Annotated in this window: 26 protein-coding genes; 10 read left to right on the top strand and 16 right to left on the bottom strand. The window is 64.1% G+C overall.

Going from position 1 to position 25,546, the window contains the following annotated elements; genetic code table 11:
- Positions 1–30 precede the first annotated feature (30 nt).
- Genes AC1C2Q_RS02600 through AC1C2Q_RS02615 form a run of 4 tightly spaced genes read left to right on the top strand, consistent with a single transcriptional unit; the run spans position 31 to position 3,526 of the window.
- Complete coding sequence (locus tag AC1C2Q_RS02600) at positions 31–1,299, top strand: magnesium transporter MgtE N-terminal domain-containing protein (protein ID WP_495429499.1); 1,269 nt, start codon at positions 31–33, stop codon at positions 1,297–1,299.
- Positions 1,299–1,859: a DUF1003 domain-containing protein gene (locus AC1C2Q_RS02605; protein ID WP_495431685.1), complete on the top strand. Its 561-nt coding sequence runs from the start codon at positions 1,299–1,301 to the stop codon at positions 1,857–1,859. Before AC1C2Q_RS02600 ends, AC1C2Q_RS02605 begins: the two co-directional genes overlap by 1 nt.
- Positions 1,856–2,995, top strand: a complete 1,140-nt coding sequence (locus AC1C2Q_RS02610) for an Mrp/NBP35 family ATP-binding protein (RefSeq protein WP_495448887.1) — start codon at positions 1,856–1,858, stop codon at positions 2,993–2,995. The genes AC1C2Q_RS02605 and AC1C2Q_RS02610 overlap by 4 nt, the downstream gene beginning before the upstream one ends.
- A 27-nt stretch (positions 2,996–3,022) precedes the next feature.
- Positions 3,023–3,526, top strand: coding sequence for a YcxB family protein (locus AC1C2Q_RS02615; protein WP_495448888.1), 504 nt, complete (start codon positions 3,023–3,025; stop codon positions 3,524–3,526).
- Between the two features lies 1 nt (position 3,527).
- On the opposite strand, the gene AC1C2Q_RS02620 is transcribed toward AC1C2Q_RS02615, so the two are convergent.
- Positions 3,528–3,911, bottom strand: a complete 384-nt coding sequence (locus tag AC1C2Q_RS02620) for a twin-arginine translocase TatA/TatE family subunit (RefSeq protein ID WP_495429502.1) — start codon at positions 3,909–3,911, stop codon at positions 3,528–3,530.
- 81 nt (positions 3,912–3,992) lie between these two features.
- Between AC1C2Q_RS02620 and AC1C2Q_RS02625 the strand changes: the two genes are divergently transcribed.
- On the top strand, positions 3,993–4,628 hold the full coding sequence (locus AC1C2Q_RS02625) for an O-methyltransferase (protein ID WP_495429503.1): 636 nt from the start codon (positions 3,993–3,995) through the stop codon (positions 4,626–4,628).
- 62 nt (positions 4,629–4,690) lie between these two features.
- Here AC1C2Q_RS02625 and AC1C2Q_RS02630 read toward each other — a convergent pair whose 3' ends face one another.
- The 3 genes from AC1C2Q_RS02630 to dapE form a co-directional block, all read right to left on the bottom strand.
- A complete protein-coding gene (locus AC1C2Q_RS02630) occupies positions 4,691–4,858 on the bottom strand; it encodes a DUF3117 domain-containing protein (protein ID WP_084595462.1) in 168 nt (55 codons plus the stop codon).
- Between the two features lie 93 nt (positions 4,859–4,951).
- Positions 4,952–6,169 carry a putative hexosyltransferase gene (locus AC1C2Q_RS02635; protein ID WP_495448889.1) on the bottom strand — a complete coding sequence of 406 codons (1,218 nt, stop codon included), beginning with the start codon at positions 6,167–6,169 and terminating at the stop codon, positions 4,952–4,954.
- Positions 6,151–7,224, bottom strand: a complete 1,074-nt coding sequence (dapE, locus tag AC1C2Q_RS02640; protein WP_495448890.1) for a succinyl-diaminopimelate desuccinylase — start codon at positions 7,222–7,224, stop codon at positions 6,151–6,153. Before dapE ends, AC1C2Q_RS02635 begins: the two co-directional genes overlap by 19 nt.
- A gap of 88 nt (positions 7,225–7,312) precedes the next feature.
- Between dapE and dapD the strand changes: the two genes are divergently transcribed.
- Together dapD and AC1C2Q_RS02650 are read left to right on the top strand one after the other, a co-directional pair.
- Positions 7,313–8,266, top strand: coding sequence for a 2,3,4,5-tetrahydropyridine-2,6-dicarboxylate N-succinyltransferase (dapD, locus tag AC1C2Q_RS02645; protein ID WP_495448891.1), 954 nt, complete (start codon positions 7,313–7,315; stop codon positions 8,264–8,266).
- 243 nt (positions 8,267–8,509) lie between these two features.
- The gene (locus AC1C2Q_RS02650) at positions 8,510–9,907 is read left to right on the top strand and encodes a DEAD/DEAH box helicase (RefSeq protein WP_495429507.1); all 1,398 of its coding nucleotides are present in this window, start codon (positions 8,510–8,512) and stop codon (positions 9,905–9,907) included.
- Between the two features lie 97 nt (positions 9,908–10,004).
- Here AC1C2Q_RS02650 and AC1C2Q_RS02655 read toward each other — a convergent pair whose 3' ends face one another.
- The 6 genes from AC1C2Q_RS02655 to AC1C2Q_RS02680 form a co-directional block, all read right to left on the bottom strand.
- On the bottom strand, positions 10,005–11,300 hold the full coding sequence (locus tag AC1C2Q_RS02655; RefSeq protein WP_495429508.1) for a citrate synthase: 1,296 nt from the start codon (positions 11,298–11,300) through the stop codon (positions 10,005–10,007).
- 168 nt (positions 11,301–11,468) lie between these two features.
- Positions 11,469–12,581 carry a succinyldiaminopimelate transaminase gene (gene dapC / locus AC1C2Q_RS02660; RefSeq protein ID WP_495448892.1) on the bottom strand — a complete coding sequence of 371 codons (1,113 nt, stop codon included), beginning with the start codon at positions 12,579–12,581 and terminating at the stop codon, positions 11,469–11,471.
- Between the two features lie 5 nt (positions 12,582–12,586).
- The gene (gene fdxA / locus AC1C2Q_RS02665; protein WP_495448893.1) at positions 12,587–12,907 is read right to left on the bottom strand and encodes a ferredoxin; all 321 of its coding nucleotides are present in this window, start codon (positions 12,905–12,907) and stop codon (positions 12,587–12,589) included.
- Positions 12,908–12,916: 9 nt separating this feature from the next.
- On the bottom strand, positions 12,917–13,312 hold the full coding sequence (locus tag AC1C2Q_RS02670; RefSeq protein WP_495448894.1) for a histidinol dehydrogenase: 396 nt from the start codon (positions 13,310–13,312) through the stop codon (positions 12,917–12,919).
- A gap of 37 nt (positions 13,313–13,349) precedes the next feature.
- Positions 13,350–13,664: an AzlD domain-containing protein gene (locus AC1C2Q_RS02675; protein ID WP_495448895.1), complete on the bottom strand. Its 315-nt coding sequence runs from the start codon at positions 13,662–13,664 to the stop codon at positions 13,350–13,352.
- Complete coding sequence (locus AC1C2Q_RS02680; protein ID WP_495448896.1) at positions 13,661–14,362, bottom strand: AzlC family ABC transporter permease; 702 nt, start codon at positions 14,360–14,362, stop codon at positions 13,661–13,663. The genes AC1C2Q_RS02675 and AC1C2Q_RS02680 overlap by 4 nt, the downstream gene beginning before the upstream one ends.
- Positions 14,363–14,469: 107 nt before the next feature.
- On the opposite strand from AC1C2Q_RS02680, the gene AC1C2Q_RS02685 reads away from it, so the two are divergent.
- A complete protein-coding gene (locus tag AC1C2Q_RS02685; protein ID WP_495429514.1) occupies positions 14,470–15,018 on the top strand; it encodes a helix-turn-helix domain-containing protein in 549 nt (182 codons plus the stop codon).
- Between the two features lies 1 nt (position 15,019).
- Here the strand turns inward: AC1C2Q_RS02685 and AC1C2Q_RS02690 are convergent, their stop codons facing one another.
- The 3 genes from AC1C2Q_RS02690 to typA form a co-directional block, all read right to left on the bottom strand.
- Complete coding sequence (locus AC1C2Q_RS02690) at positions 15,020–16,675, bottom strand: MFS transporter (protein WP_495448897.1); 1,656 nt, start codon at positions 16,673–16,675, stop codon at positions 15,020–15,022.
- Between the two features lie 33 nt (positions 16,676–16,708).
- A complete protein-coding gene (glsA, locus tag AC1C2Q_RS02695) occupies positions 16,709–17,716 on the bottom strand; it encodes a glutaminase A (protein WP_495448898.1) in 1,008 nt (335 codons plus the stop codon).
- A gap of 150 nt (positions 17,717–17,866) precedes the next feature.
- Complete coding sequence (typA, locus tag AC1C2Q_RS02700) at positions 17,867–19,780, bottom strand: translational GTPase TypA (RefSeq protein WP_495429517.1); 1,914 nt, start codon at positions 19,778–19,780, stop codon at positions 17,867–17,869.
- A gap of 111 nt (positions 19,781–19,891) precedes the next feature.
- Here typA and AC1C2Q_RS02705 point away from each other — a divergent pair, with 111 nt between their 5' ends.
- Both AC1C2Q_RS02705 and AC1C2Q_RS02710 read left to right on the top strand, forming a co-directional pair.
- Positions 19,892–20,662, top strand: a complete 771-nt coding sequence (locus AC1C2Q_RS02705) for a CPBP family intramembrane glutamic endopeptidase (protein ID WP_495429518.1) — start codon at positions 19,892–19,894, stop codon at positions 20,660–20,662.
- A gap of 190 nt (positions 20,663–20,852) precedes the next feature.
- Positions 20,853–21,791, top strand: a complete 939-nt coding sequence (locus AC1C2Q_RS02710; RefSeq protein WP_495448899.1) for a type IV toxin-antitoxin system AbiEi family antitoxin — start codon at positions 20,853–20,855, stop codon at positions 21,789–21,791.
- A 91-nt stretch (positions 21,792–21,882) separates the two neighbouring features.
- Here the strand turns inward: AC1C2Q_RS02710 and AC1C2Q_RS02715 are convergent, their stop codons facing one another.
- From AC1C2Q_RS02715 to AC1C2Q_RS02725, 3 genes are read right to left on the bottom strand one after another with little or no spacing between them, the layout of a single operon-like run.
- Positions 21,883–23,616, bottom strand: coding sequence for an ABC transporter ATP-binding protein (locus AC1C2Q_RS02715; RefSeq protein ID WP_495429520.1), 1,734 nt, complete (start codon positions 23,614–23,616; stop codon positions 21,883–21,885).
- Entirely contained in the window at positions 23,613–24,566 is a 954-nt protein-coding gene (locus AC1C2Q_RS02720; RefSeq protein ID WP_495429521.1) for an ABC transporter permease, read from the bottom strand. The genes AC1C2Q_RS02715 and AC1C2Q_RS02720 overlap by 4 nt, the downstream gene beginning before the upstream one ends.
- Complete coding sequence (locus AC1C2Q_RS02725; protein ID WP_495429522.1) at positions 24,556–25,485, bottom strand: ABC transporter permease; 930 nt, start codon at positions 25,483–25,485, stop codon at positions 24,556–24,558. The genes AC1C2Q_RS02720 and AC1C2Q_RS02725 overlap by 11 nt, the downstream gene beginning before the upstream one ends.
- Positions 25,486–25,546 lie beyond the last annotated feature (61 nt).

A 25,546-nucleotide genomic window follows, 5' to 3' on the forward strand; every position in this document is an offset into this window, starting at 1 on the left:
GTTCGGCAGGCCGCGGACTACGCTGGGAGCGTGAGTACACAACGGGTTTTCGTCGCGCGCCTTGCTGGCTGCGCCGTCTTCGACCCCGTGGGCGACCGGCTCGGCAAGGTCCGGGATGTCGTCATCGTCTACCGAAGTACGGCGTCCCCTCGTGTGATCGGCCTCGTCGTCGAGATCCCCGGCCGCCGCCACGTTTTCATGTCGATCGGACGCGTCACCTCAATCCGATCAGGACAGGTGCTCACCACTGGCCTCATCAACGTGCGCCGCTTCCAGCCCCGTCCTGGTGAAGTGCGCGTGCTTGCCGAGCTTCTCGGCCGCCGCGTTGACCTCGTCGATGGCACCGGCAGCGCCGTGATTGAAGATGTCGCCATCGAACCGAACCGTCTGGGCGAGTGGAACGTCAGCCAGCTGTTCCTCCGCAAGCCCAAGACCAGCGCCTCCCCGTTCGCCAAGGGGCCAACGACTTTCGCCGCCTGGCACGAGGTCACGGAGAAGCGCACACCAGGAGAATCGCAGTCCGCGGAGCAGCTCGTCGCTTCCTACTCGGAGTTGCACGCCGCCGATCTCGCGACGACCCTGCTTGATCTGCCGCAGAAGCGCATGATCGAGGTCGCCGAGGAGCTTCCTGACGATCGCCTCGCCGACGCCCTCGAGGAGATGCCGGAAGACGAACAGGTGCACATCCTCGACGGATTGGGCGATGAGCGCGCCGCCGACATCCTCGACCACATGGAACCGGATGACGCCGCCGACCTTCTGGCGCAGCTCCCGAAGAAGCGTCTCGAGCAGCTCCTCGAACTCATGGAGCCTGAGGAAGCCGAAGACGTTCGGACCCTGCTCAACTATGGGCCCGATACGGCGGGCGGTCTCATGACCACCGAGCCGATCATCCTCTCCGCAGACGCCACCGTTGCCGAGGCGCTCGCATTGATCCGACGCCACGAACTGCACCCGGCTCTTGCCGCTGCTGTGTTCGTGACACTCCCGCCGTTCGAAACGCCGACGGGTCGCCTTCTCGGAGTGGTGCACTTCCAGCGGATGCTGCGCTACCCGCCGCACGAGCGTCTGGGTGCCATCGTGGACGAGACGATGGAGCCCATCTCGGTGACTGCGTCCGCCGCCGAGACCGCCCGCCTGCTCGCCAGCTACGACCTCGTCTCTCTCCCCGTCGTCGATGCTGCTAGCCGCCTCGTCGGCGTGGTGAGCATCGATGACGTGCTCGATTATCTACTGCCGGATGACTGGCGCACGCATGATTCCGAGGCTGCTGTCGCCACCGACGGTGGTGCGCAATGATGGCCAGGCCTGACCGTTCCGGACTGGACGCTCCGCTCGGGCGCGGTGCCTCCCGCCAGCGGCCTTCGTCGCGAGACCGGTTTGGCCGGTTCACGGAATGGGTCGCCAGGGCAATGGGAACGCCCGCGTTCCTGCTGATCCTCACGCTGTTCTGCGTAGCGTGGCTCGGGTGGAACACACTGATGCCCTACTCGGTGCGCTTCGACGACGCTGCCCTCGGATTCACCGCGCTCACCCTGATGCTCTCCCTGCAAGCGTCGTATGCTGCTCCCCTTATCCTGCTCGCGCAGAACCGTCAGGATGACCGCGACCGCGTACAGATGGAGCAGGACCGTCAGCGCGCCGAGCGCAACCTCGCCGACACCGAGTACCTCGCCCGTGAGATCGTCGCACTGCGCATGGCGCTGGAAGAACGCAACTCCCAGACGGTGACGCGGGATGTGCTGCGAGCAGAGCTCAAGGCGATGCTGGCCGGCCTCGACGACGAACGCGACGGCGGAGAGGCACCAGGCACCGAGACCGGCCCGATCTCGACCAAGCCGCGCCGCCCACGCGCATGACACTCTCAGAACTCGTACGGCAGGCGGTCAGCGCGGTATCAGACCCCGAGCTGCGACAGCCAATCGGCGACCTCGACATGGTGCGCGAGATCTCCGTCGACGGAGAGCATGCCCACGTCGGCATCGCGCTCACGATCGTCGGATGCCCCGCCTCAGACCGTATCGAGAGCGATGTACGTCGCGCCGCGGCATCCGTTCCCGGAATCTCTGATGTCACGGTCGATCTCGGGGTCATGACACCGGCAGAGCGCAAGGCGCTCACCGAGAAGCTCCGCGGTGGCCGCCCCGTTCGACAGATGCCGTTCGGGCCAGAATCGCTCACACGCGTCATCCTCGTCTCCAGCGGCAAGGGCGGCGTCGGCAAGTCGACAATCACTGCCAACCTCGCCGTCGCGCTGGCCGAGCAGGGCCTCGCAGTGGGCCTTGTCGATGCCGATGTACACGGGTTCTCGATCCCCGGACTGCTCGGCATCCCGCCCGGAACCCAGCCGACGCGCATTGACGACCTCATGCTGCCACCAGTGGCACACGGAGTGAAGACCATCTCGATCGGCATGTTCCTGCGCGATGGTGAGGCCGTGGTCGCCTGGCGCGGTCCGATGCTGCATCGCACCGTGCAGCAGTTCCTCACCGACGTCTTCTTCGGCGACCTCGATGTGCTGCTGATCGACATGCCACCTGGGACTGGCGACATCGCGATCTCGATCGGGCAGATCCTCCCCCACGCCGAGGTGCTCGTCGTCACGACGCCGCAGAGCGCGGCATCCGAGGTCGCCATCCGCAGTGGACTCGTCGCGCGGCAGACTGGCCAGAAGGTCATCGGCGTGATCGAGAACATGGCTGCACTCACACTTGCAGACGGCACAGTGCTCGACCTGTTCGGCGCGGGCGGTGGCGCCGAAGTCGCCGAAGCCCTATCTCGGCCCGGCGACGAGGTGCCGCTGCTTGCCAGCATTGCACTCAGCCCTGCCCTGCGTATGGGCGGCGACACCGGCATTCCCATCGTCCTGGGTGAGCCAGGCGACATCGCCGCTCGCACGGTTCGCGATCTGGCGGTGAAGCTCGCACATCAGGGGCGCCACCTGGCAGGCAGATCGCTGCCTATGACAGTGAACAGAGTAGAACCCGCCGGATAGTCACGCGGAGCGTGAAAGACTTCTGAGGTGACCAGCGAATCAGCACCCCGATCTCTCCTCGTCGACCAAGAGCTTCTGCGCGGCATGACATGGGATGCGACGATCTACACGCTGACTCGCCCGCTGGCGATCATCGCCTATACGGCGCTGATCGCCGCGTTCATCGTAAACGCCATCGTGCTGTCGATGATCGGCAACGTAGATGAGGAACAGGCGACGAATCTGAGCTGGACTCTCCTGGCAATTGCCGCACTGATCGTCGCATCGATCATCTTCACCCGGGCCTCCGTCAACCGTGCCATTGCCACGTCGATGCCTGCAGGTACCAAAGCGGCCGTGCAGGTCGGCGACGAGACGATCAAGCTGATCTCGAAGCGCGGAGTCTCCGATATGGCGTATTCGACATTTCGCGCTGTTCGCGTCGGCAAGCACGCGGTGATTCTGCAGTTGCGTGGCCAGTCCGTGATCACAGCGGTACCACGCGTGTTGCTGAGTGACGCAGATGTCGCCCAGCTCAAGTCACGAATCTGACTCAGGTTGCCTCAACGTCGAACGGCGGCGGAGAGTCACGTGTGAACTCCGGCCGCACCATGGAGGTACGCGGAGCGTCCGGCGCTACGGTTGCGACGGCGGCAGGCGCAGGCGGGCGAGATGTAGGGGTGTCCTCCATCAGGGCATCACGGATGATGCGGCGCGGGTCGTACTGACGCGGATCGAGCTTGCGCCAGTCGACGTCGTCGATCTCCGGACCGATCTCTTCACGCATTCTGGACTTCGTGTCGCGGAGGTACTCCCCCGCCTTTCGCACGAAGCCAGCGAACATCTCAGCGGCCTTCGGAAGTCGTTCAGGACCGATGATGATCGCAGCGACCACACCGATGAGCAGCAGCTTCTCGAAGGTGAGACCGAAATCCATGTACACAGGCTACCCGCCGCGCCTGCCGACCAAGAACAAGGCATGCGAATACTCTGGTGAAAGCAGCTATAGGAGATGGTCATGAGCGAGAACGACGCGAACGCACGGTACATCCGCGAGGCCATTATCGAGCCCGCAGCCATCGCGCGCGCCCGTGCGCATGCGATCGAGATCGGTGCTTCCCCTGTCAGCGCAGCGATCGGCGCACAGCTCGCAGTGCTCGCAGCGGCCACCAACGCCCGATCGATCGTCGAGATCGGCACCGGCGCCGGAGTCTCCGGCCTCTGGCTGCTGCGCGGGGCCCCTCAAGCAATACTCACGTCGATCGACAACGAACCTGAGCATCTCGCCGCGGCTCGTCGCAGCTTCAGCGAGGCAAAGATTGCGTCCACGAAGGCGCGCTTCATCACCGGTCGGGCATCCGATGTTCTGCCGCGCATGAATGAAGCGTCGTACGACATCGTCCTTGTCGATGCCGACCCCGAGAATGTGATCGAGTACGTCGAACATGGGCTGCGCCTTGTCCGCACCGGCGGCATCGTGCTGGTTCCCCGCGTTCTTGCGGGAGGCAAAGCCGCAGATCCGGTGCAACGTGACACCGTCACCAGCGCCTACCGTTCGCTCGTGCAGGAGACTCAGGAGTCCCCCGCGGTGCTCGCGGCGATCTCGACAGTCGGTGAGGGTCTGCTTCAGTTGGTCAGCATCAACGCAGACTGACAACCAAAAAGACGAAGGGCGGTGGATCGCGAGATCCACCGCCCTTCGTCTTTTTATCGAGATCAGCTCACGACGCCGGCCAGCACGTCGTGGAGCTCCTTTGCTTCAGCATCGTTCACGGAGACGACCAGTCGGCCGCCGCCTTCGAGGGGAACGCGGACGATGATCAGTCGTCCTTCCTTCACGGCCTCCATGGGCCCGTCTCCGGTCCTCGGCTTCATCGCTGCCATCGTGGCTCCTTTTCCCTCGGTGGTATTCATCAAGTTTATCGGTATGCTTCCGCCCCCGGCACGCACGCCGGAAGAATACGTCATGAACGTCTTTCAGGGCACCTGCCAGAAGGTGTTCCCTAGCGCATACACGTGATAAATCCAGAGCCACTGGCCGATCAGGCACAGCAGCAGCACCCCCACTCGGTATGGGCGTGACCGCGGCACCGCGACGGCTCCCCACAGCGGCGTGAGCGGAAGGAGCAACCGGAATACGCTCGACTGCGGGAAGAACACGGCCAGCAGGTACAGCAGATAGCTCGCACTCCACAGGCGCAGATCTGCACCGATCAGGCGAACCTGCGGGGCACGCAGCAGCACAGCAGCAACTCCGACGACCAGCAGCACGAGCGCCACGAGCCCCAGCCATCCAGGCATCCCCCACTGCGTGAACCAGAATTGCGCGGCCTGCACCCATCCGTCGAACGGCACGAACGTCTCCGCCCCGATGCCCCAGTTGCGCCGCCAGGACAGCTCGGTCGCCAAGTACGCACCTGGGTCGCCCGTCACGAGGCCGGCGATGACCTGCCAGGCGAAGCCGGTCACCGTGGCCAAAGCGCCGAGAGCGACAATGTGCACCACATCGCGCGTGGGCAGCGGGTCTGTGCGACGGCGCACCCAGCGCAGGATGCCGTAGAGCCCCAGATACAGCGCGAAGGCCAGGATGCCGGGGCGGGTGAATGCCATGACGACAATCACCGGGTACACCCATGCGAAGCGGCGTCGTGCCACAAGATCGAGCGCGATCAGCAGGAGCAGTACGAACAGCACTTCTGCGTAACCGATCTGGAAGAGTGCGGCCAGTGGCCCCCAGGCGAAGAAAGCGACGGCCCACAACGCGGCACTGTTGCCGATGCGTTGATGCAGCAGCCGGTACAGCATCAGGCACGCGAAAAAACCTGCAACCAGAGAGATCAGAAGTGCGCCGGCACCCCAGGATCCGAACGGGATGCCGAGCAGCTGAGCCGCGTATGCGTATACCGGCATGAATGCCCAGGCATTCTCTGCGACCTGTCCTGACTCAGCGAGCGGTAAAACCGATGGGTAGCCACCCCACGCCACCAGCCAGTACCACTGCGCATCCCAGCCCAGCACGAAACTGCCGATATTCGCATCAGCGCCGAAGCGCGTGCCGGGGCCGGAGAGGTGCGCGGCGAGCTGAAGAAATCCGGTGGTGATCAGGCGTCCGAGGACGTAGATCACCGCAATGCGACCGGCGACCGGTATGCGCGCCCAGCGGCGCACAGCGCCGATCAGCGCGCGGTGAGCCACGCCCGCAGACCCCGCTCTACGGCGTCGATCTGAGCGAGCGGTACCCGCTCCTCGTCATGGTGGGCGAGGTGCGGGTCTCCTGGGCCATAGTTGACTGCCGGTATGCCGAGAGCGGAGAACCGCGCTACGTCGGTCCAGCCATACTTAGGCCGCGGTTCGGCGCCGACGGCAGCGACGAACTGCTGTGCGATTGGAGCATCCAGACCGGGGCGGGCACCTTCTGCGGAGTCCGTGATCTCGACTTCGAAGCCCTCGAGTACACCGCGCACGTGAGCCTCGGCATCCGCTGCCGTCTTGCTCGGAGCGAATCGGTAGTTGACTTCGACCTCGCAGAGGTCAGGGATGACGTTGCCTGCGACGCCGCCGCTGATGCGCACGGCGCTGAGGCTCTCCCGGTAGGCGAGGCCCTCGACCTGTACCTCCTTGGCACGGTACTGCGCGAGGCGGGCGAGGATCGGCGCCGCAGAGTGGATGGCGTTCTCGCCGATCCAGGCACGCGCACTGTGGGCCCTGACGCCGTGCGTACGCACGATCGCACGGAGCGTACCGTTGCAGCCACCTTCGACCTGTCCGTTAGACGGCTCACCCAGGATGGCGAAGTCTGCGACGAACAGATCTGGCCGGTCGGCGGAGAGCAGATTCAGTCCGTTCAGGGATGCTGCGACCTCTTCGTTGTCGTACCACATCCAGGTGATGTCGACCACGGTATCGGTGAGCTCGGCGGCGAGCTTGAGCTGCACGGCCACACCGCCCTTCATGTCGACGGTGCCGCGACCCCAGAGGTGCGGCTCGCCATCGAAGTCAATGTTGCGCGTGGGCACGTTGTCGTTGATCGGCACGGTGTCGATGTGACCGGCGATCACCACGCGCTGCGCGCGGCCGAGGTTGGTGCGTGCGACGATCGTGTTGCCGTGCCGGATGACCTCAAGGTGCGACAGCGGCGTGAACGCAGCCTCGATCGCATCGGCAAGGCTCGCCTCATCGCCGGAGACGCTCGGAATGTCACAGATCGCGCGGGTGAGTTCAACGGATGATGCGGTGAGATCGAGCAGCATGCGTCCAGCCTACGGCGCACAGCCCTTCACCCGCTCTCCGCGCCCCGCACCGATTCTTTAGCGGGACGAAGGGCGCTACCGTTGAGGTATGAGCAACGCGCGCACTGTATGGGGTATCGGTCTGACCACTATCGCCGCCGACGGCACCGTTCTTGATGCCTGGTTCCCCGAGGTCTCCACGGGAGAGTTGACCACTGCGGATGCTGCGGCCGCCGCCCTCACGTGGGAAGCGCTGGCCGACACGGACGAGCGCCGAAACGTGCACACCGAGCTGATTCAGCTGCAGATCGATCTGGATGCGGCTCCCGCGTCCACCGCCGACGCCTACCTGCGCCTGCACGCACTCTCGCACCTCATCGTGCGCCCCAACGAGCTGAACCTCGACGGCATCTTCGGCCATCTACCGAACGTCGCATGGACCAATGCGGGCCCGATGCTCCCCGCAGATGCCGCACGTCTGCGTCCGCTGCTGCAGCGTCACGGCATCCAGGTGCAGGGGCTCGACAAGTTCCCACGCCTGACCGACTACGTGCAGCCGGAAGGCGTGCGCATCGCAGACGCATCCCGCGTGCGCCTCGGCGCCCACCTCTCCCCCGGCACCACAGTGATGCACGAGGGCTTCGTGAACTTCAATGCTGGCACCCTTGGCGCCGTCATGGTCGAGGGGCGAATCTCGCAGGGCGTCGTGGTCGGTGCGAACAGCGACATCGGCGGCGGCGCATCGATCATGGGCACTCTCTCCGGTGGCGGCACCGTGCGTGTTTCGATCGGTGAGCGCACGCTGCTCGGCGCGAACTCCGGCCTCGGCATTGCGCTCGGCGATGATTGCATCCTCGAGGCAGGTGTTTACATCACCGCAGGCTCGAAGGTCGTCCTGATCGACGGGCCAAACACCGCGAACGGTGGCAAGCGCGTCGTGAAGGCATCCGAACTCTCCGGACACAACGGACTGCTGTTCTGGCGCAACTCCGTGACCGGCGCCATCGAGGCCAAGCAGCGTGCGGGTGTCGGCGTCACGCTGAATGAGGCGCTGCACGCCTGAGGCGCGACGCGCGCATGCGGGGCATATACAGCTTCAGGCATGCACATCCTGCTACTGTTGAACAGTTGTCCAGACTGATGTCTGATAACTACGTCGTCGTCACGGGGTCTTCACAGACCGAAGCGAGCTGAACAGCTCCTCCACCAGTTGGCGTTTCGAACGGCGAACCTCTGCGCACTTCCTGTGCGCGGTCGCCCATTCACCTAGTCTCGCGCACTGACGTGCGCTCACGGAGTTTTCTCTATGCCTACTTTCCTTGACCTCGGCGTGCCCGCACCCCTGGCCGCCGTCCTTGCTGCTGAGGGCAAGACCGAGGCGTTCGCCATCCAGCGCGACACGCTTCCCGACTCGCTCGCCGGACGTGACCTTCTCGGTCGCGGCCGCACCGGCAGCGGCAAGACCATCGCCTTCTCGATTCCCCTGGTGGCGAGCCTGATCGCATCGGGGCGCAAGAGCCGCGCCGGCCACCCGCGTGGTCTCGTGCTCGCACCGACACGCGAACTCGCCACGCAGATCGCCGCCGTCATCGCACCGCTCGCGGAGGCTGTCGGCATGCGCGTCACTACCGTCTTCGGTGGCGTCAGCCAGCGACCGCAGGAGCAGGCGCTGCGCAGCGGCGTCGATATCGTCGTGGCCTGCCCAGGTCGCCTCGAAGACCTCATGAAGCAGAAGGTCGTTTCACTCGATTCTGTCGAGGTCGCCGTTCTCGACGAGGCCGACCACATGGCCGACCTCGGCTTCCTCCCCGGCGTCACGCGCATCCTCACCGCGACACCTGCCGGCGGTCAGCGCCTGCTCTTCAGCGCGACGCTGGACCGCGGGATCGACTCGCTCGCACGCCGCTTCCTCTCGAACCCCGTTAGCCACGAGGTCGACGAGTCCAGCGTGCCGACCGGTGAGATGATCCACCGCGTGTTGGTGACGACTTCCACCGAGCACAAGACCGTTCTTGTGCGTGAGCTTGCCTCGGGCATGGGCCGTCGTCTTCTCTTCACTCGCACCAAGCACCAGGCGAAGAAGCTTGCGAAGCAGCTCACTGCTGGCGGTATTCCTGCCGTCGATCTGCATGGCAACCTGTCGCAGAACGCCCGTGAGCGCAACCTCAGCGCATTCTCCGCTGACCCCGCCGACGGCGGCGTCCGTGTCCTCGTCGCGACCGATGTCGCGGCCCGTGGCGTGCACGTCGACGATATCGACCTGGTTGTCCACGTCGATCCTCCGATGGAACACAAAGCGTACCTGCACCGCTCCGGTCGCACCGCTCGTGCTGGCGCGTCCGGCACCGTGGTGACCATCGTGCTGCCCGAGCAGCGTCGCGATGTGAAGGACCTGCTCCGCAAGGCGCAGATCGCTGCAGAGCTCGAAACCGCTAACGCCGACATCGTCGATGAGCTTGTCGGCGAGCACGCTCCGCACGTGCGTCCTGCTCCCGTGCAGGTACAGCAGCAGCAGACGAAGAAGCCGCGTCAGGGGCAGCAGCGTCCGTCCGGAAACGCGCCGTCCGGCGCTCCCGCATCGCGCCGTCGTCGCCCGCAGGGCCAGGGCAGCAGCCAGGGCCAGGGCGGCGGACAGCGCCAGGGTAGCGGCAGCGCACAAGGCCGTGGTGGCCAGGGCGGCCGTGGAGGCTACGCCGGGCGCTGAGCCTCGCTGAAAAGGCGACATCTTCCCATCGGGAGGATGTCGCCTTTTTCGCATCATGCGTGCGCATGCGGCCCTACTGGGCCCACCCGCGTTTCTCTCAGCGGATCGGGAACTGGCGTTCCGCTGCTCCGGTGTACAGCTGCTGCGGGCGACCGATCTTGGTCTGCGGGTCGAGGTTCAGCTCGCGCCACTGCGCAAGCCAACCGGGCAGGCGCCCGATGGCGAACAGCACCGTGAACATGCGCGTCGGGAAGCCCATCGCCTTGTAGATCACACCCGTGTAGAAGTCGACGTTCGGGTAGAGGCGACGCTCCCTGAAGTAATCGTCCGCGAGGGCGATCTCCTCGAGCTCCTTGGCAAGGTCGAGCAACGGGTCAGTGACGCCGAGCTCCCGAAGAACCTCGTCAGCAGCATCCTTGACGAGCTTGGCGCGCGGGTCGTAGTTCTTGTAGACCCGGTGGCCGAAGCCCATGAGCTTGACGCCCTCCTCTTTGTTCTTGACGCGCTCAACGAAGCGCCGCACGCCCTGACCGGAATCACGGATGTCGCCGAGCATGGTGAGAACAGCTTCGTTGGCACCGCCGTGCAGCGGGCCCGAGAGCGCGTGAATGCCGGCCGAGATGGACGCGAACTGGTTTGCGCCGGTGGAACCCACCAGGCGAACCGTGGAGGTCGATGCGTTCTGCTCGTGGTCTTCGTGCAGGATCAAAAGCAGTTCCAGCGCCTTGGACATGACCGGGTTGATCTCGTACGGCTCTGAGTTCACACCGAAGTTGAGCTTGAGGAAGTTGTCGACGAAGCTCAGCGAGTTATCGGGGTAGAGGAATGCCTGTCCGACACTCTTCTTGTGCGCATATGCCGCGATTACAGGAAGCTTCGCGAGCATCCGCACCATGTTGAGCTCGACGTGCTCCGGATTGTTCGGGTCGGTCTGGCCCTCGTAGTAGGTCGAGAGTGCCGCAACGGCCGAGGACAACACCGACATCGGGTGTGCGGTGTGCGGCAGGGCCGAGAAAAAGTGTTTGAGGTCTTCGTGCAGAAGCGTGTGGCGACGGATGCGCTCATCGAAGTTCGCCAGTTCGTCAGCGGTGGGCAACTCTCCGTAGATGAGCAGCCAGGCGACCTCGAGGTAAGAGCTGTTCCCGGCGATCTGATCGATCGGATAGCCGCGGTATCGCAGGATGCCCTGGTCGCCGTCGATGAAGGTGATATCCGACTTGGTGGATGCCGTGTTGACGAAGCCGTAGTCAAGCCCCGTGTAACCGGTCTGCTTCGTCAGCGTCGAGAAGTCGATGCTGTCAGCACCTGCGGATCCACGCAGTACTGGGAATTGCGCCGTGGTTCCACCAATGGTGAGGGTGGCCTTCGCCTGCTGATCTCCCGCTGCACTCACGCGGACCTCCTTGTAAGTATCACGCGACCTGATTGGTCTTATTCGTCGAGGGCGATGCACGGCGCTGAGCGCCTGGTCGGGTCTCGACCGAATCGCCTCTACAGCCTAGTCGCCAGATTGGCCTACTGTGACAACCGCCAAGAGATCACGACGATACCTCGTGAGAACCTACAGTGAGCGGCCTTGCAGACGTCGAGCTGCCTCTGCAACGCGCTCCAGCGGAGCCGTCAACGACAGTCGCACATGCTGACCGGCATCCGCTCCATAGAACGGCCCGGGCCCAGCGAGGATGCCGAGATCGGCGAGCCGCCCCATCGATTCCCACGCGTCCTTACCCTCGGTCGACCACAGGTACAGACCAGCCTCCGAACCGTCGATCCGGAATCCAGCATCTTCCAGCGCCGGGCGCAGGAGCTCACGACGAGCGCGATAAAGCTCCTTCTGGGCTGCGACGTGTTCGTCGTCACCCAGGGCTGTGACCATCGCCTGTTGCACGGGAGCGGGCATCATGAGGCCCAGGTGCTTGCGTGCGGTAAGAATGTCCGCGATCACGCGTGAGCACCCTGCCACGAACGCGGCGCGGTAGCCCGCCAGGTTCGACTGCTTGCTGAGCGAGTAGACACTGAGCAGCCCTGCACTCGATCCGCCGGTCACACGCGGATCGAGCACCGACGGAATCGGCTCGCTCGCCCAGGGGCCGTCCCAGCCGAGTTCGGCGTAACACTCATCGCTGGCCAGAACGGCGCCAAGTTCGCGGGCACGACGCACGGCTGCGCTCAGCTCGTCGACGGTCCAGGTGCGTCCGTCTGGGTTGCCAGGACTGTTGATCCATATGAGTTTGGTGCCCTCCGGCCACGCAGCCGGGTCGTCCTCAGCGATTGGCGTCGCTCCAGCAACGCGCGCGCCGACCTCATAGGTCGGATAAGCGACCCGGGGGAACACCACGATGTCGCCTTCGCCGAGGCCCAGCAGGGTCGGAAGCAGCGCCACGAGCTCTTTCGAGCCGACCGTGGGCAGCACGTTGCAGGCGCTTAGTCCTGGAACTCCGCGGCGACGCGCGTACCAGTCGACGATGGCCTCTCGCAGCGCCGGCGTGCCGATGTTCTGCGGATAGGCATGCGCATCGGTCGCATCAGCAAGAGCCTTGCGGATGATCTCGGGCGTGGGATCGACAGGAGATCCGATTGACAGATCAACCAGGCCCTGCGGATGTGATGCTGCGCGCTCCCGATACGGAACGACGGCATCCCAGGGATAGTCAGCGAGGTCGCGGACTCCCACTGTGCTTACGCGCCCTGCGGGGGAAGAGCCGCAACGATCGGGTGGTCGTACTTGATGACGCCGACCTTTGCCGCGCCGCCAGGCGATCCGATCTCGTTGAAGAACTCCACATTCGCCTTGTAGTAGTCCGCCCATTCCTCGGGCGTATCGTCTTCGTAGTAGATCGCCTCAACAGGGCAGACTGGCTCGCATGCTCCACAATCCACGCACTCGTCCGGGTGAATGTAGAGCATCCGTTCACCCTCATAGATGCAGTCAACGGGACACTCGTCGATGCAGGCGCGATCCTTGACATCGACGCACGGGAGAGCGATCACATACGTCACTCCCCCAGTCTACGACTCGTTACCGGCGGCCGGCGCCTCCGCGCGTGCAGGTAGCCGCTTCAGATTCGGCCATGCGACCACCAACAGGGCGATACCCGCGACGAGATAGATCCAGATCTGCCCGACTGGAGTGTTCGGCACGATCACCGATCCTCCGGGGCCGGTGCCAGAGATAACCATCAGCATTACCAGCATCCCGATCGCCGTAGCCAGCGCGGCACCTCGATCACGCGTTAATGCGCGCACGGCGATGAGGAGCGCACCGCACGCGATGCCGCCGACGATCAGTCCGACCGGGATGATGCCCCACATAAGGCTGTGCGCGATGGTTCCTGCCGTGCCATAGACGGCGCCGACGAGGGCGGCGGCGATCCAGGACAGAGCACGGGAGATCCAATTTGGCACCCTGCGATCTTACGCCGCCCGGCTATGGCTGGCAGGTTCACACAGCCCAGCCGACCAGGCGCAGCAGCGCGGCCGTCGCCGCTGCCGCCACGACCACCAGGAGGAACGATTGGCGAAGCTGCAGCAGGCCTGCCGCCACCAGTACGGCCGGGATCCGGGCATCCACCACCACAGCCTGCCCAGCGCCAAGTGTCTGGACCGCAACCAGGGCAGCGAGCAGCGCAACGGTCAGCAGGTCTGAGATGCGCGCCGGACGCGGCGCTTCCAACAGGTGGGAAGGGATCAGATAGCCGAAAGCCTTGAGCGCCACGCAAATGCATGCTGCGAGCAGCACTGCGCTCCATACACTCATGCGACACCCTCCGTCTTCTCGATCTGAGGCGCGGCGAACCAGTTGAACCAGCCCACAGCGATCGCCACGATGGCCGCGACGAGTACCGGCAGCCCCGGCATGATGAAGGGCGTCAGCGCGGCTGCCACGACGGCGGCCGCGATTCCCACCGCGATCGCCTGTCGCTGTTTGAGCCGCGGCCAGAGCAGGGCGAGGAAGGCGGCGGCCGCCGCCGCATCCAGCCCCCATGTCTTTGGATCCCCCAGCACATCACCGATCAACGCGCCGACGAGCGTTGTGATGTTCCAGCCGACGAACACGCCGATTCCGGTGATCCAGAATCCGAGTCGGCGCAGCGGTGGTGAGCTCTGCGATATCGCCACCGCGGTCGACTCATCGATCGTGATCTGAGCGGCGGCGGTCCGCCGCCAGAAGCCACTGCCGATGATCGGCGACATCCGAATGCCGTAGGCCATGTTTCGCACACCCAACAGTGCGGCCGAGGCGACCGCCGAAGGCAGCGCGGCCAGGCCCCCAGCACTGAACACTCCGATGAAGGCGAACTGCGATCCCCCGGTGAACATCAGCAGGCTCAGCACGCAGGTCTGCCAGACGTCGAGACCGGATGCGACGGCGAGTGCGCCGAACGAGATGCCGTAGGCGCTCGTGGCCACGACGACGCCGATCCCCTCGCGCCAGACCTCGCGCCGTTCAGACACTTCGGATGCCTCCGACGCCGGCCGTTCGATTCGATGAACACATGCGTATCATTCTGAACAGCCGACATCGGATAGTCAAGTGAACGATCGTTTGACATGATGAACGCATGGAGGATCTCGGAACGCGCATAGCCCGCACTCTTCGGCGCGAGCGTGAAGCAGTCGGATTGTCAGTATCAGAACTCGCGCGTCAAGCTGGCGTCTCAAAGGCCACCGTGTCTCAGCTCGAAGGCGGTGCGGGAAATCCGAGCGTCGAGACCCTTTGGGCGCTCGGCGTGGCCCTCGGTGTTCCCTTCGCTGTGCTCGTCGACCAGCAGGCGAACGCGCCGACGCTGATCCGCGCCGATGATCTCGCCGGCGTCCCCTCTGCCGCGGCGGCCTACAACGCATCATTGCTCTCTGCGAGCCCACCAGGGGCGCGTCGAGACCTCTATCTCATCCGCGCCGAACCTGGTGAGCCGCGACGCTCAGAGCCGCACCATGTCGGCACGACTGAGCACGTCATCCTGATCTCAGGGCAGGCGCAGATCGGCCCCGTCGGCGAACCTGTGCTGCTGAATCCCGGTGACTACATGTCGTATCCCGGGGACACACCCCACGTCTTCGAGGCTACGGTCCCCGGGACAAGCGCCGTGCTGATCTCCGAACTACGCTGACTCAGTCGGACGCAGCGGCCGGAGACGGATCAGGAATCTCGTCTGGCTTGTAGCGAGGCAGACGCGAGGCAGGCAGGATGGCCAGCGCACTGATACCGGCGAGGATGAGCAGGCCGAGCCGAAGCGTACCGAGCCTGGCCTCCTCATTGATCGTCACGGCAGCCTCAACCTGCTCGGGCGTGGCATCCGTCCCTTCCAGCGCCGTGCGCAGATCGTCGTTGCTGACGAAGTTGATGTCGTCCATGTTGACCTGCGCGACGAGCGTCGGCGGCACTTCAGGATGCTCGAGGACCGCGCGCCCGACACCGATTCCGAGCAGCGATACGAGCAGGGCTCCGGCAACAGCTGTTCCCACTGCCGAGGCCAAGTTCTGTGTGGTGCCGCGCAGCGAGCCGACATCTCCGGCAAGCTCCGCAGGAGCCGAGGTGACGAGCACGTTGAACACCAGGGTCACCAGTGCGCCCTGCCCGATGCCGAACACGATGAGTCCCAGGATCGTCGGGAACGTCTCCCAGTTGTTGTTGACGACGATCGACAGCCAGATGAGCGCGATCGTCGTCAGGCAGAACCCGAACACTCCGATCGTGCGTGGCGGGTACTTCTTGTAGAAGCGCACGACGAGCGTCGCGGTGACGAAGACCGTGAGGTTGAACGGAAGCATTGCCATCGATGTGTCGAAGGGCGTGCGGCCCTGCACGATCTGGATGTACAGCGGGATGGAGAAGTTCACGCAGGCTTCAAGGGCGACGACGATGAACATCGCGTACACGGCTGCGCGGTCCTTAGAAGACTTCAAGACGCTGAGATCAATAAGCGGCACCTTGCCGGATGCCATCCGTCGGCGCGTCCACATGAAGAACGCCTGACCGAGCACGATACCGATCACGATGAACACCGGTGCCGGGGAGAGTCCGAGGACGCTGAATGGCGCGGCCTCCGTCGCTCCCAGCGCGCCCCAGGCATTGAGGTTGTTGAAGCCGAGCGTGAGCAGAACGACACCCGCACCGATGAGGAGCGAAGCCACGAGGTCGATTTTGATGGAGGCGTCACCTCGGTCACCGCGGAGAGTGAAGCTCAGCGCGAAGACGACCACCGCGATCGCAAACACGATGATGAAGATCGGACGCCAGCCGACCAACGTTCCCAGCGTTCCGCCGATGAGGAACGCGCTCACCCCGGAGATTGCGCGCGCCGAGCCGAGAGCGCCGATCGCCGTCGCCTGCTGTGGACCGCGATAGTTCTCCGCGATCAGCGCCACCAGAGCCGGAACGATGATCGCCGCGGCAGCTCCCGCAGCGGCCTGACCCGTGATCGCCCAGGCAATGGTCGGTGCGAAGATCATCAGCAGCGACGACCCCGCGAACAGGACGATCACGATGCGGAAGATCAGCACCCAGCCGATGCGCTGGCCGAGCTTCGCACCCGTCATCACCAGCGCGGCCACGGCGACGCCGTAGACGACGATCGTGGAGCTCGCGACCGTCGGCGGAACACCGAATTCCTCGACCATGCCACCGAGCGAGATCGGCAGCGCAGCCACATTGAACGACATCAGTACCTGCGCGAAGAACAGGCTGACCATCGGCAGCCAGGATCTCTTCTGCTCTGAGGGATTCTTTTTCGTCTGCCCGGTGCTCTGGCTCTGGCTCTGGCTCATAATTCGGCTCCTGAAGATGGGGGATGACGGAGATTACGGGCGCTCCGCCACGGCAGGAACCGAGGCGAAGAGATTCAAGCCCAGCGCGCGGGAAAGGTACCCGATGGCGAGCTGGGAGCGCACCGAGTTGCCTGCGCTGTCGAGGCGTGGAGAGAAAGATCCGGCAGCGCCCTTGCCTGGCGCGATAGCGACGATCCCGCCAGCAACGCCGGACTTCGCCGGCAGGCCGATCTCGAACAGCCACTCGCCGGATCGCTCGTAGAGGCCGGTGGATGCGACGACAGCAAGAGTGTCACGGCATACCTCTTCAGAGACGACACGCACGCCCGTGATCGGATTTACGCCACCGTCGGCCAGTGTCGCACCCATCACGGCGAGATCGTGTGCGGTGACGTTGAGGGCACACTGACGGGTATAGATGTCGACGACCTCGTCCGGATCGCCTTCGAGGCGTCCGTAGCTCTTCAGTAGCCGCCCAAGAGCCTTATTGCGCTCGTTGGTCTCAGCCTCGGAACGGTACACCTCGCCGTCGAGACTCAACGGTCGTCCGGCGAAGGCGGAGAGCCCGTCGCGGATACGCTCCCACTGCTCTGCGCCAGTGGCGCCAGGGATGAGAGCGGTCGTCGCGATCGCTCCGGCGTTGACCATGGGGTTCATCGGGTGGCCGTCATTGAGTTCCAGCGCCATGACCGAATTGAAGGCGAGTCCGGTGTTGTTCACTCCGACGATGTCGCGAACCTTTTCGTGCCCGTGTTCCTGTATGGCCAAGGCGTACACGAACATCTTCGATATCGACTGGATCGAGAACGGCTGGCCGGCATCTCCCGCGTCATGCTGTCCGCCGCCGACTTCAATGACCGAGACCCCGAAAAGCTCGGGGTCGACCTCGCCGAGTATCGGGATGTAGTCAGCAACCGTTCCCGAGGTTTCATCCGCAAAACGCCGGTGTACTTCTTGGACAAGCTCCTCGACGCGGCCCCATCCAGGCAGCGTTCCCGTGGACACCTCTTGCCGCAGGTCGTTATGGGCGGTAGGAATCACGCCACGCTCCTCAGAGGTTCAGGGACGACCAACCGGTCACGTCAAACCTAGACCCTGTCGAGGGCGGCGTCCGTCACAACGCAAGAAGGCTTCCACACCATCCTGATGACTCAGGAGTGCGGAAGCCTTCTTGTGCGCGATGCGCGACGCTTAGGCGTTGGCATCCTGACGCTTCAGACGCGAGGTCTCGCGAGCGCGAGTCGACGCGTCGAGGTTGACCTTGCGGATGCGTACGACCTCGGGTGTGACCTCGACACATTCGTCGTCGCGGGCAAACTCGAGGCTCTCCTCAAGGGTGAGCTGGCGCGGAGGAGTCATCGACTCGAAGGTGTCGGAGCTCGCGGCACGCATGTTCGTGAGCTTCTTCTCCTTGGTGATGTTCACGTCCATGTCGTCGGCGCGCGAGTTCTCGCCGATGACCATGCCCTCGTAGACCTCCTGCGTCGGCTGAACGAAGAAGGACATCCGCTCCTGGAGAGCAATCATCGCGAACGGGGTGACGACACCCATGCGGTCGGCGACGATCGAGCCGTTCTGACGCGTGCTGATGTGGCCCGCCCATGCGTCATAGCCGTGCGAGATCGCGTTGGCGATACCCGTGCCGCGCGTTGTCGTCAGGAACTCGGTGCGGAACCCGATCAGGCCGCGGGACGGAACGATGAACTCCATGCGCACCCAGCCGGTGCCGTGGTTGACCATGTTGTCCATTCGGCCCTTGCGGGTCGCGAGCAGCTGCGTGATCGCACCGAGGTACTCCTCGGGGGCGTCGATTGTCAGGTGCTCGAACGGCTCGTGCGTCTTGCCGTTGACCTGCTTCGTGACAACCTGCGGCTTGCCGACGGTGAGCTCGAAGCCCTCGCGACGCATGTTCTCGACGAGGATGGCGAGTGCCAGCTCGCCGCGGCCCTGAACCTCCCAGGCATCCGGACGCCCGATGTCGACGATCTTGAGCGAGACGTTACCGATGAGCTCGCGATCGAGGCGATCCTTCACCATGCGGGCAGTGAGCTTGTGGCCCCTGACCTTGCCCATCAGCGGCGACGTGTTCGTGCCGATGGTCATCGAGATGGCGGGGTCGTCGACGTGGATCTGCGGCAGCGGACGGACATCCTCCGGGTCGGCGATGGTCTCGCCGATGGTGATGTCCTCGAAACCGGCAATGGCGACGATGTCGCCGGGGCCGGCAGAGTCAGCCGGGTAGCGCTCCAGAGCGCGGGTCTTCAGCAGCTCGGTGATCCGAGCGTTCTGGTGAGTGCCGTCTGCGCGCACCCATGCGACGGTCTGACCCTTCTTCAGCGTGCCGTTGAAGACACGCAGCAGTGCGAGACGGCCGAGGAACGGGCTGGAGTCGAGGTTGGTGACCCACGCCTGCAGCGGAGCTTCGTCGTCGTACGCCGGAGCAGGAATGTGCTCGAGGATTGCGCCGAAGAGCGGCTCGAGGTCGTCGTTGTCTGGCAGCTCGCCGTTGCCGGGGCGGTTGAGCGAGGCAGCGCCTGCACGACCGGAGGCGTAGACCACCGGCACGTCGAGCAGCGCGTCGACATCGAGATCCGGCACGTCATCGACCATGTCGGATGCGAGGCCGAGCAGCAGGTCGTGGGCTTCTTCTTCGACCTCGGCGATGCGAGCGTCGGGGCGATCGGTCTTGTTGACCAGCAGGATGACCGGAAGCTTGGCCTCCAGCGCCTTGCGCAGCACGAAACGAGTCTGCGGCAGCGGGCCCTCGCTCGCGTCAACGAGCAGGACGACACCGTCAACCATGGACAGGCCCCGCTCGACCTCGCCACCGAAGTCAGCGTGGCCGGGGGTGTCGATCACGTTGATCGTGATCTCCTTACCGCCTGCGTGCTTACCCGTGTAGGTGATCGCCGTGTTCTTGGCGAGGATCGTGATGCCTTTTTCGCGCTCGAGATCGTTCGAGTCCATGGCGCGTTCGTCGACGTGGGCGTGCTCGCCGAAGGAGCCCGTCTGACGAAGCATCGCGTCGACGAGGGTGGTCTTGCCATGGTCGACGTGCGCGACGATAGCGACATTGCGGAGGTCAGAGCGAAGGGCGTGCGCCATGCAAATGTTCCTAAAAAGTGTGGGATTCGCCGGGATGCCGACATGACAGGATATCGCATACTGGCTGACCACTCTCTGAACAGAGATAGACCGCTCCCGTAACATCGTGCTGTGCACACGTCGAAACTCGATCTCGCCCCGCCTCCATCGCGTGCGCGCATCTGGTGGGAGATCGCCATCGTGCTGGCGCTGGGGCTCGGCGAATCAGCGGTTTATTCGATCGTGCAGCTCGCGTATCGCCTCACCGATTCGACGCCGCTCGCCGATCAGACCACGACGCTGAATCCCTCGCGCAGCGACCGCGAGATCTTCGATCTGATCTACCAGATTCTGTCGATCAGCTTCTCGATCGTGCCGGTACTGCTGGTGTGTTTCCTGCTCTGGCAAGCCTCGCGCCCGCATCTCGGGCGGCTCGGTCTGGACGGCACGCGTGTCGGCCGCGACACGGGCCGCGGCGTTCTGCTGGTCCTGGCCATCGGCATCCCCGGTCTTGCGTTCTACGTCGTGGGGCGGATGCTGGGACTCTTCGTCGCCGTGAACCCCGGCGGTCTCGACGCCCACTGGTGGACTGTGCCGATCTTGCTGCTTTCGGCCGCCCGCGCGTCGATCATGGAGGAGTTCGTCGTACTCGGGTACCTGTTCGCGCGACTCAAGCAACTCGGCTGGGGTATCTGGCCGATCATCATCGCCACAAGCGTGCTGCGCGCGAGCTATCACCTGTACCAGGGTCCAGGTGCGTTCATCGGCAATCTCGCGATGGGGCTGCTATTCGGCTGGCTGTTCGCTCGCACCGGCAGGCTTTTGCCATTCCTGGTGGCGCACTTCCTGATCGACGCGACGGTGTTCGTCGGCTACCCCCTCGTCGCGCCACTGCTCCCCTAGCTCCCTTCCTTCCTTCCTTCCTCGCGAACCTGCAAGACCACGCCGAGACGACAAGGATTCAGGTGCGTCTCGGCGTGGTTTTGTAGTTTCGCGAGCGAGGCGGGGTACCACTGGTTCTGCACACCGAACGATCTCGGTAAGCAACTGTGAGTAGCGCTGCTTCTGCCTTTGGGGCGAGCACCATGGTCGAATGCAGACACTACCGAGCCCGCTGCCCCTGATCCTGTCGCGCGACGAGAACTCCGGTCACACCGAACGCGGATGGCGGGACGGAACGCTGAGGCGACTCTTTCGTGGCGTGTATGTCAAGACCGAGGCGTGGAATGCGCTTCCGCCATGGGAGAAGAACCTGGTTCGTGTCCATGCGGCGATTGCCGTGGATCCTCGGCGCATCGTCTGCAGTGAGTCTGCCGGAACTTTGCTGAGTGCGTTGATCGCCTATCCAAGCCGCCCGGTCCACGTACTCACGAGTGGTGGATCGTCACGCGAGTACCGAGGCATCCGAACCCACATCTCCGTCGACCAGCGCGAGATCATCACCGTCGATGGCATCCGGCTCACGTCCCCCGCAGCCACGGCCGTCGATATCGCACGATCTCGCCCACCCGCGGAGGCGCTGGCGTACGCGGACGTATTGCTCCGCGCCGACCCGGCGACAAGCCGAGAGGCACTCATCTCGCTGAATGAAAGCCTCGCATCTGGGCGGGGACGCCGCCAAGCACGGTGGGCGCTGAGTCGGGCGAGCGGAATTCCGGAGAGCGTGCTTGAATCTGCGAGCCTCGCGGTGATCGAGTGGCTGGGGTACGAAGTGCCAATCCTGCAGCAGCAGTTCTTCTTTGAGGGAGAGAGCGATCGCTGCGACTTCTATTGGAAGAAGGAAGACATAATCGGCGAAGCGGATGGAGATGTGAAGTACTCAGCCGAACTGGGCGATCCTGCCGAGGCAATCGTCGCCGAGAAGCGACGAGAAAATCGCTTGCGCCGCAACACCTCCGGCATGGCGCGCTGGGGCTGGGACGAGTTGAACGAGATCGAGCCGCTCGACCAGGCTCTTCGCGCTGCCGGACTGCGCCCCGTGCGCCCACGCGACACGATGAAACTGGCGACGTTCACTTTGTTCGGGCGCTAGCCGCGCGCTCGCCTCGCGAGACTACAAAACCACGCCGAAACGACGCAAATTCGAATGCTTCTCGGCGTGGTTATGTAGCTTCGAGGAGAGGTTAGGACGCGGTGCCGAGCGTGATCGCTGCCCCGGGAATCGCGCGCAGCAAGCGATCGGTGTACTCCTGCTGCGGATTCGCGAAGATGTCGTCGACGGTGCCCTGCTCCACGATCCGGCCCTGCTCCATGACGCAGACGTGGTCGGCGATGACACGCACCACCGCAAGGTCGTGGGTGATGAAGAGGTACGTGAGGTTCAGCTCGGCCTGCAGATCCGCGAGCAGGGCGAGCACCTGCGCCTGCACCAGCACGTCCAGCGCCGACACCGCCTCGTCGAGCACCACGATCTCGGGCTTGAGCGCGAGCGCCCTAGCCACAGCGACACGCTGGCGTTGACCGCCGGAGAGCTCATTCGGGTACCGCTCCATGACGCTGGACGGAAGCGCAACCTGATCGAGGACTTCGCGCACGCGCGCCCGACGCGAAGCAGCATCGCCCACTCCGTGCACGCGCAGTGGCTCAGCCACCGTGTTCCCGATGTTGTGCAACGGGTCAAGAGATCCGTACGGGTCTTGGAACACCGGCTGCATCTGCCGACGCATCGCCTGCAGTTCCGAACGATTGAGAGTGTCGGTGTCTCTGCCGTTGACGAAGATCGATCCGGCGGTCTTGTGTTCCAGCCGCAGCAGCAGCTTCGCCGCCGTCGACTTGCCCGATCCGGACTCGCCGACGATCGCCATCGTCGATCCCTTCGGGACCTGGAACGAGATGTCGTCCACGGCAGTGAACCGCGTTGAGCTGAATCCCGTGCCACGAATCTTGAATACCTTTGTCACATTGCGGAACTCGATGACTGGTGCAGCCGCGTGCTCCACAGGCTGCCCAGACGATCTCTGAATGGTCGCCAGGTCGGGCACCGTCGTCGTCGTCGTCAGTGGGACGATCGCCTCGTCGTGACCCACCGCCACCTGGATCCGCTTCGAGGCGAGGCTGGGCGCCGCCGCCACGAGGCGCTTCGTATAGGGATGCTGCGGATTCTGCAGTATCTCCAGCGCCGGCCCAGACTCCACGATCCTGCCCCGGTGCATCACCAATAGGTTCTCGGCCCGCTCTGCAGCAAGACCGAGGTCGTGCGTGATGAACAGCATCGCAGTGTCGCGCTCGGAGGCGAGTTGTTCGAGGTGATCGAGGATCTTCTTCTGCACCGTGACGTCGAGCGCGCTGGTCGGCTCATCGGCGATGAGCAGATCCGGATGCGAAGACAGTCCGATGCCGATCAGCACACGCTGCCGCATCCCGCCGGAGAACTCGTGCGGGAACTGTCGCATTCGAGTGTCGGCGTCGGCGAGCCCCGCCTCTTTGAGAACCTCGACGGCACGCTTGCGAGCGGCACGCCGTGAATCTGCCAGACCGTTCGCGAGAATCGTCTCCTCCACCTGGAACCCGATGCGATGCACGGGGTTGAGGCTGTTCATGGGGTCCTGCGGCACGAGGCCGATGAGTTTCCCGCGCACATCCTCGATCTGAGACCGGCTCAGCTTCGTCAGGTCCCTCCCCTGGAAAGTCACCGATCCGCCGGTGACCTTTCCGCTGCCTGGCAGCAGATTGATGATCGCGTGCGCGGTCGTCGATTTTCCGGAACCGGACTCACCGACGATCGCCATCGTCTCGCCAGGGTAGATGTCGAAGCTCACACCGCGCACGGCCGGGACGACGCCATCCTGCGTGCGAAACGCGACCTCGAGATCCTGCACCGAGAGAAGCGGAGCGTTCGGGTCGTTGAACGAGGTCATCTCAGCGCCCTCGCCTTCGGGTCGAGCGCATCGCGCACGGTCTCTCCCAACATGATGAACGACAGCACGGTCAACGACAGCGCGATCGACGGGTAGATCAAGGGCATCGGATCGGTACGCAGACGGATCTGGGCCTTCGATATGTCGCTGCCCCAAGAGACGACGGAATCCGGCAGCCCCACGCCAAGGAAGGACAGTGTTGCCTCCGCCGTGATCGCTGCGGCGAGACCAATTGTGCTCACCACGATCACCGGAGCGATCGAGTTGGGCAGCACGTGTGTGAACATCGTGCGGATCCGAGATACACCGAGCGCTTCGGATGCCATCACGAAGTCGCTCGATCTCACCCTGAGGATCTCCGAGCGCAGAATGCGCGCGAGTGATGGCCAGCCGAAGAAGCCGATGGCGAGTGAGATCACCAGGATGTTCCGGTTGGCCAGGAACATCGACATGATAACCACTGCGGCAAGGACGTACGGGATCGCGAAGAACATGTCGCCGATGCGCATGAGCAGCGCGTCGATCCATCCACCGAAGAATCCGGCAAACGCACCGATGACGATGCCCATCACGGCGATGATGATCGTGACGATCACTCCGACGGCGAGCGAGGTACTCGCCCCGTGGATGACTCGCGAGTAGACGTCGCAGCCCTGGAAATCGAAACCGAGCGGGTGCCCGGCGCGAGGGTCGGCGTTCGAGTTCTCAAGATCGCAGGCACGGGGTGAGACCTGCACGAAAAGTCCAGGAAAGAGCGCCACCACGATGAGCAGGACGACGAACACCGCGGAGACCCAAAACATCCAGCGACCACGCAGATCACGCCAGGCATCAAGCCAGAGGTTGCTCTTGCGCTCGCTCACCCGTACGGCGTCGACCGCACCGAGTCCTGCCTCGTCGGCTTCGGCGACGTAGTGCGCCATGCGGCGCACAGGGATCTCATTTGACATAGCGAATCCTCGGGTCAAGCACACCGTACAGAAGGTCGATCACCAGGTTGACCAGGACGTAGATGACGACCAGAACGGTGACGATCGACACGATTTCCGGGGCATCGTGTCTTTGGATCGCGCCGAAGAGTTCGTTACCGACTCCTGGAACGTTGAAGATGCCCTCGGTGACCGTGGCGCCGACGATCAGGATGCCGAAATCGGCAGCGAGGTTCGTCGTGACAGGGATCAATGAGTTGCGAAGCACGTGCACAGGAATCACGCGTCTCATGGGGAGACCCTTGCCGAAGGCCATGCGTACGAAGTCCTGCTGGCGGGTCTCGATGACCGAAGCCCGCGTCAGCCGCACCACATAGGCGAAATTCAATGCGGCGAGCACTATCGCCGGGAGTATGAGATCTTCCCAGGGCACGCCTCTGCTCACTGTCGGCCGGAATATGCCGAGTTGGATGCCGAGAAAGAACTGCGCGATGAAGGCGAGCACGAACACCGGCAGAGAGATGAGCAGCAGGCTGATGAGCATCGACGCATGATCGAAGACGCTGTTCTTGCGCAGGCCGGCGACGAGGCCGACCGCGACACCGAACACAAGTTGCAGCACGATCGCGAGGAGTGCGAGACGCAGCGTCACCGGAAAGGTTCGCAGCAGGATGTCGTTTACTTCCTGCCCACGGAATGTGGTGCCCAGGTCGCCCCGGAAGAGATCACCGAGGTAGATCAGGTAGCGCGTGAAGAACGGCTGGTCGAGGTTGTACTCGGCCATGAGCGCCGCATACTGCGCATCCGTCGGCGTTTTGTCGCCGAACAGCGCGAGGATCGGGTCACCGGGAAGCAGGAAGACCATCGAGAAGATCAGGAAGGTCGATCCGAGGAAGACGGGTATCGCCTGAAGCAGGCGTCGAAGAATATATCCAGTCATAGCGAGCACCCGACCCGTCCGGTGCGGAGCGACGAATCGTCATCGCTCCGCACCGGACGTT

This window comes from Microbacterium sp. Y356 (assembly GCF_059445355.1).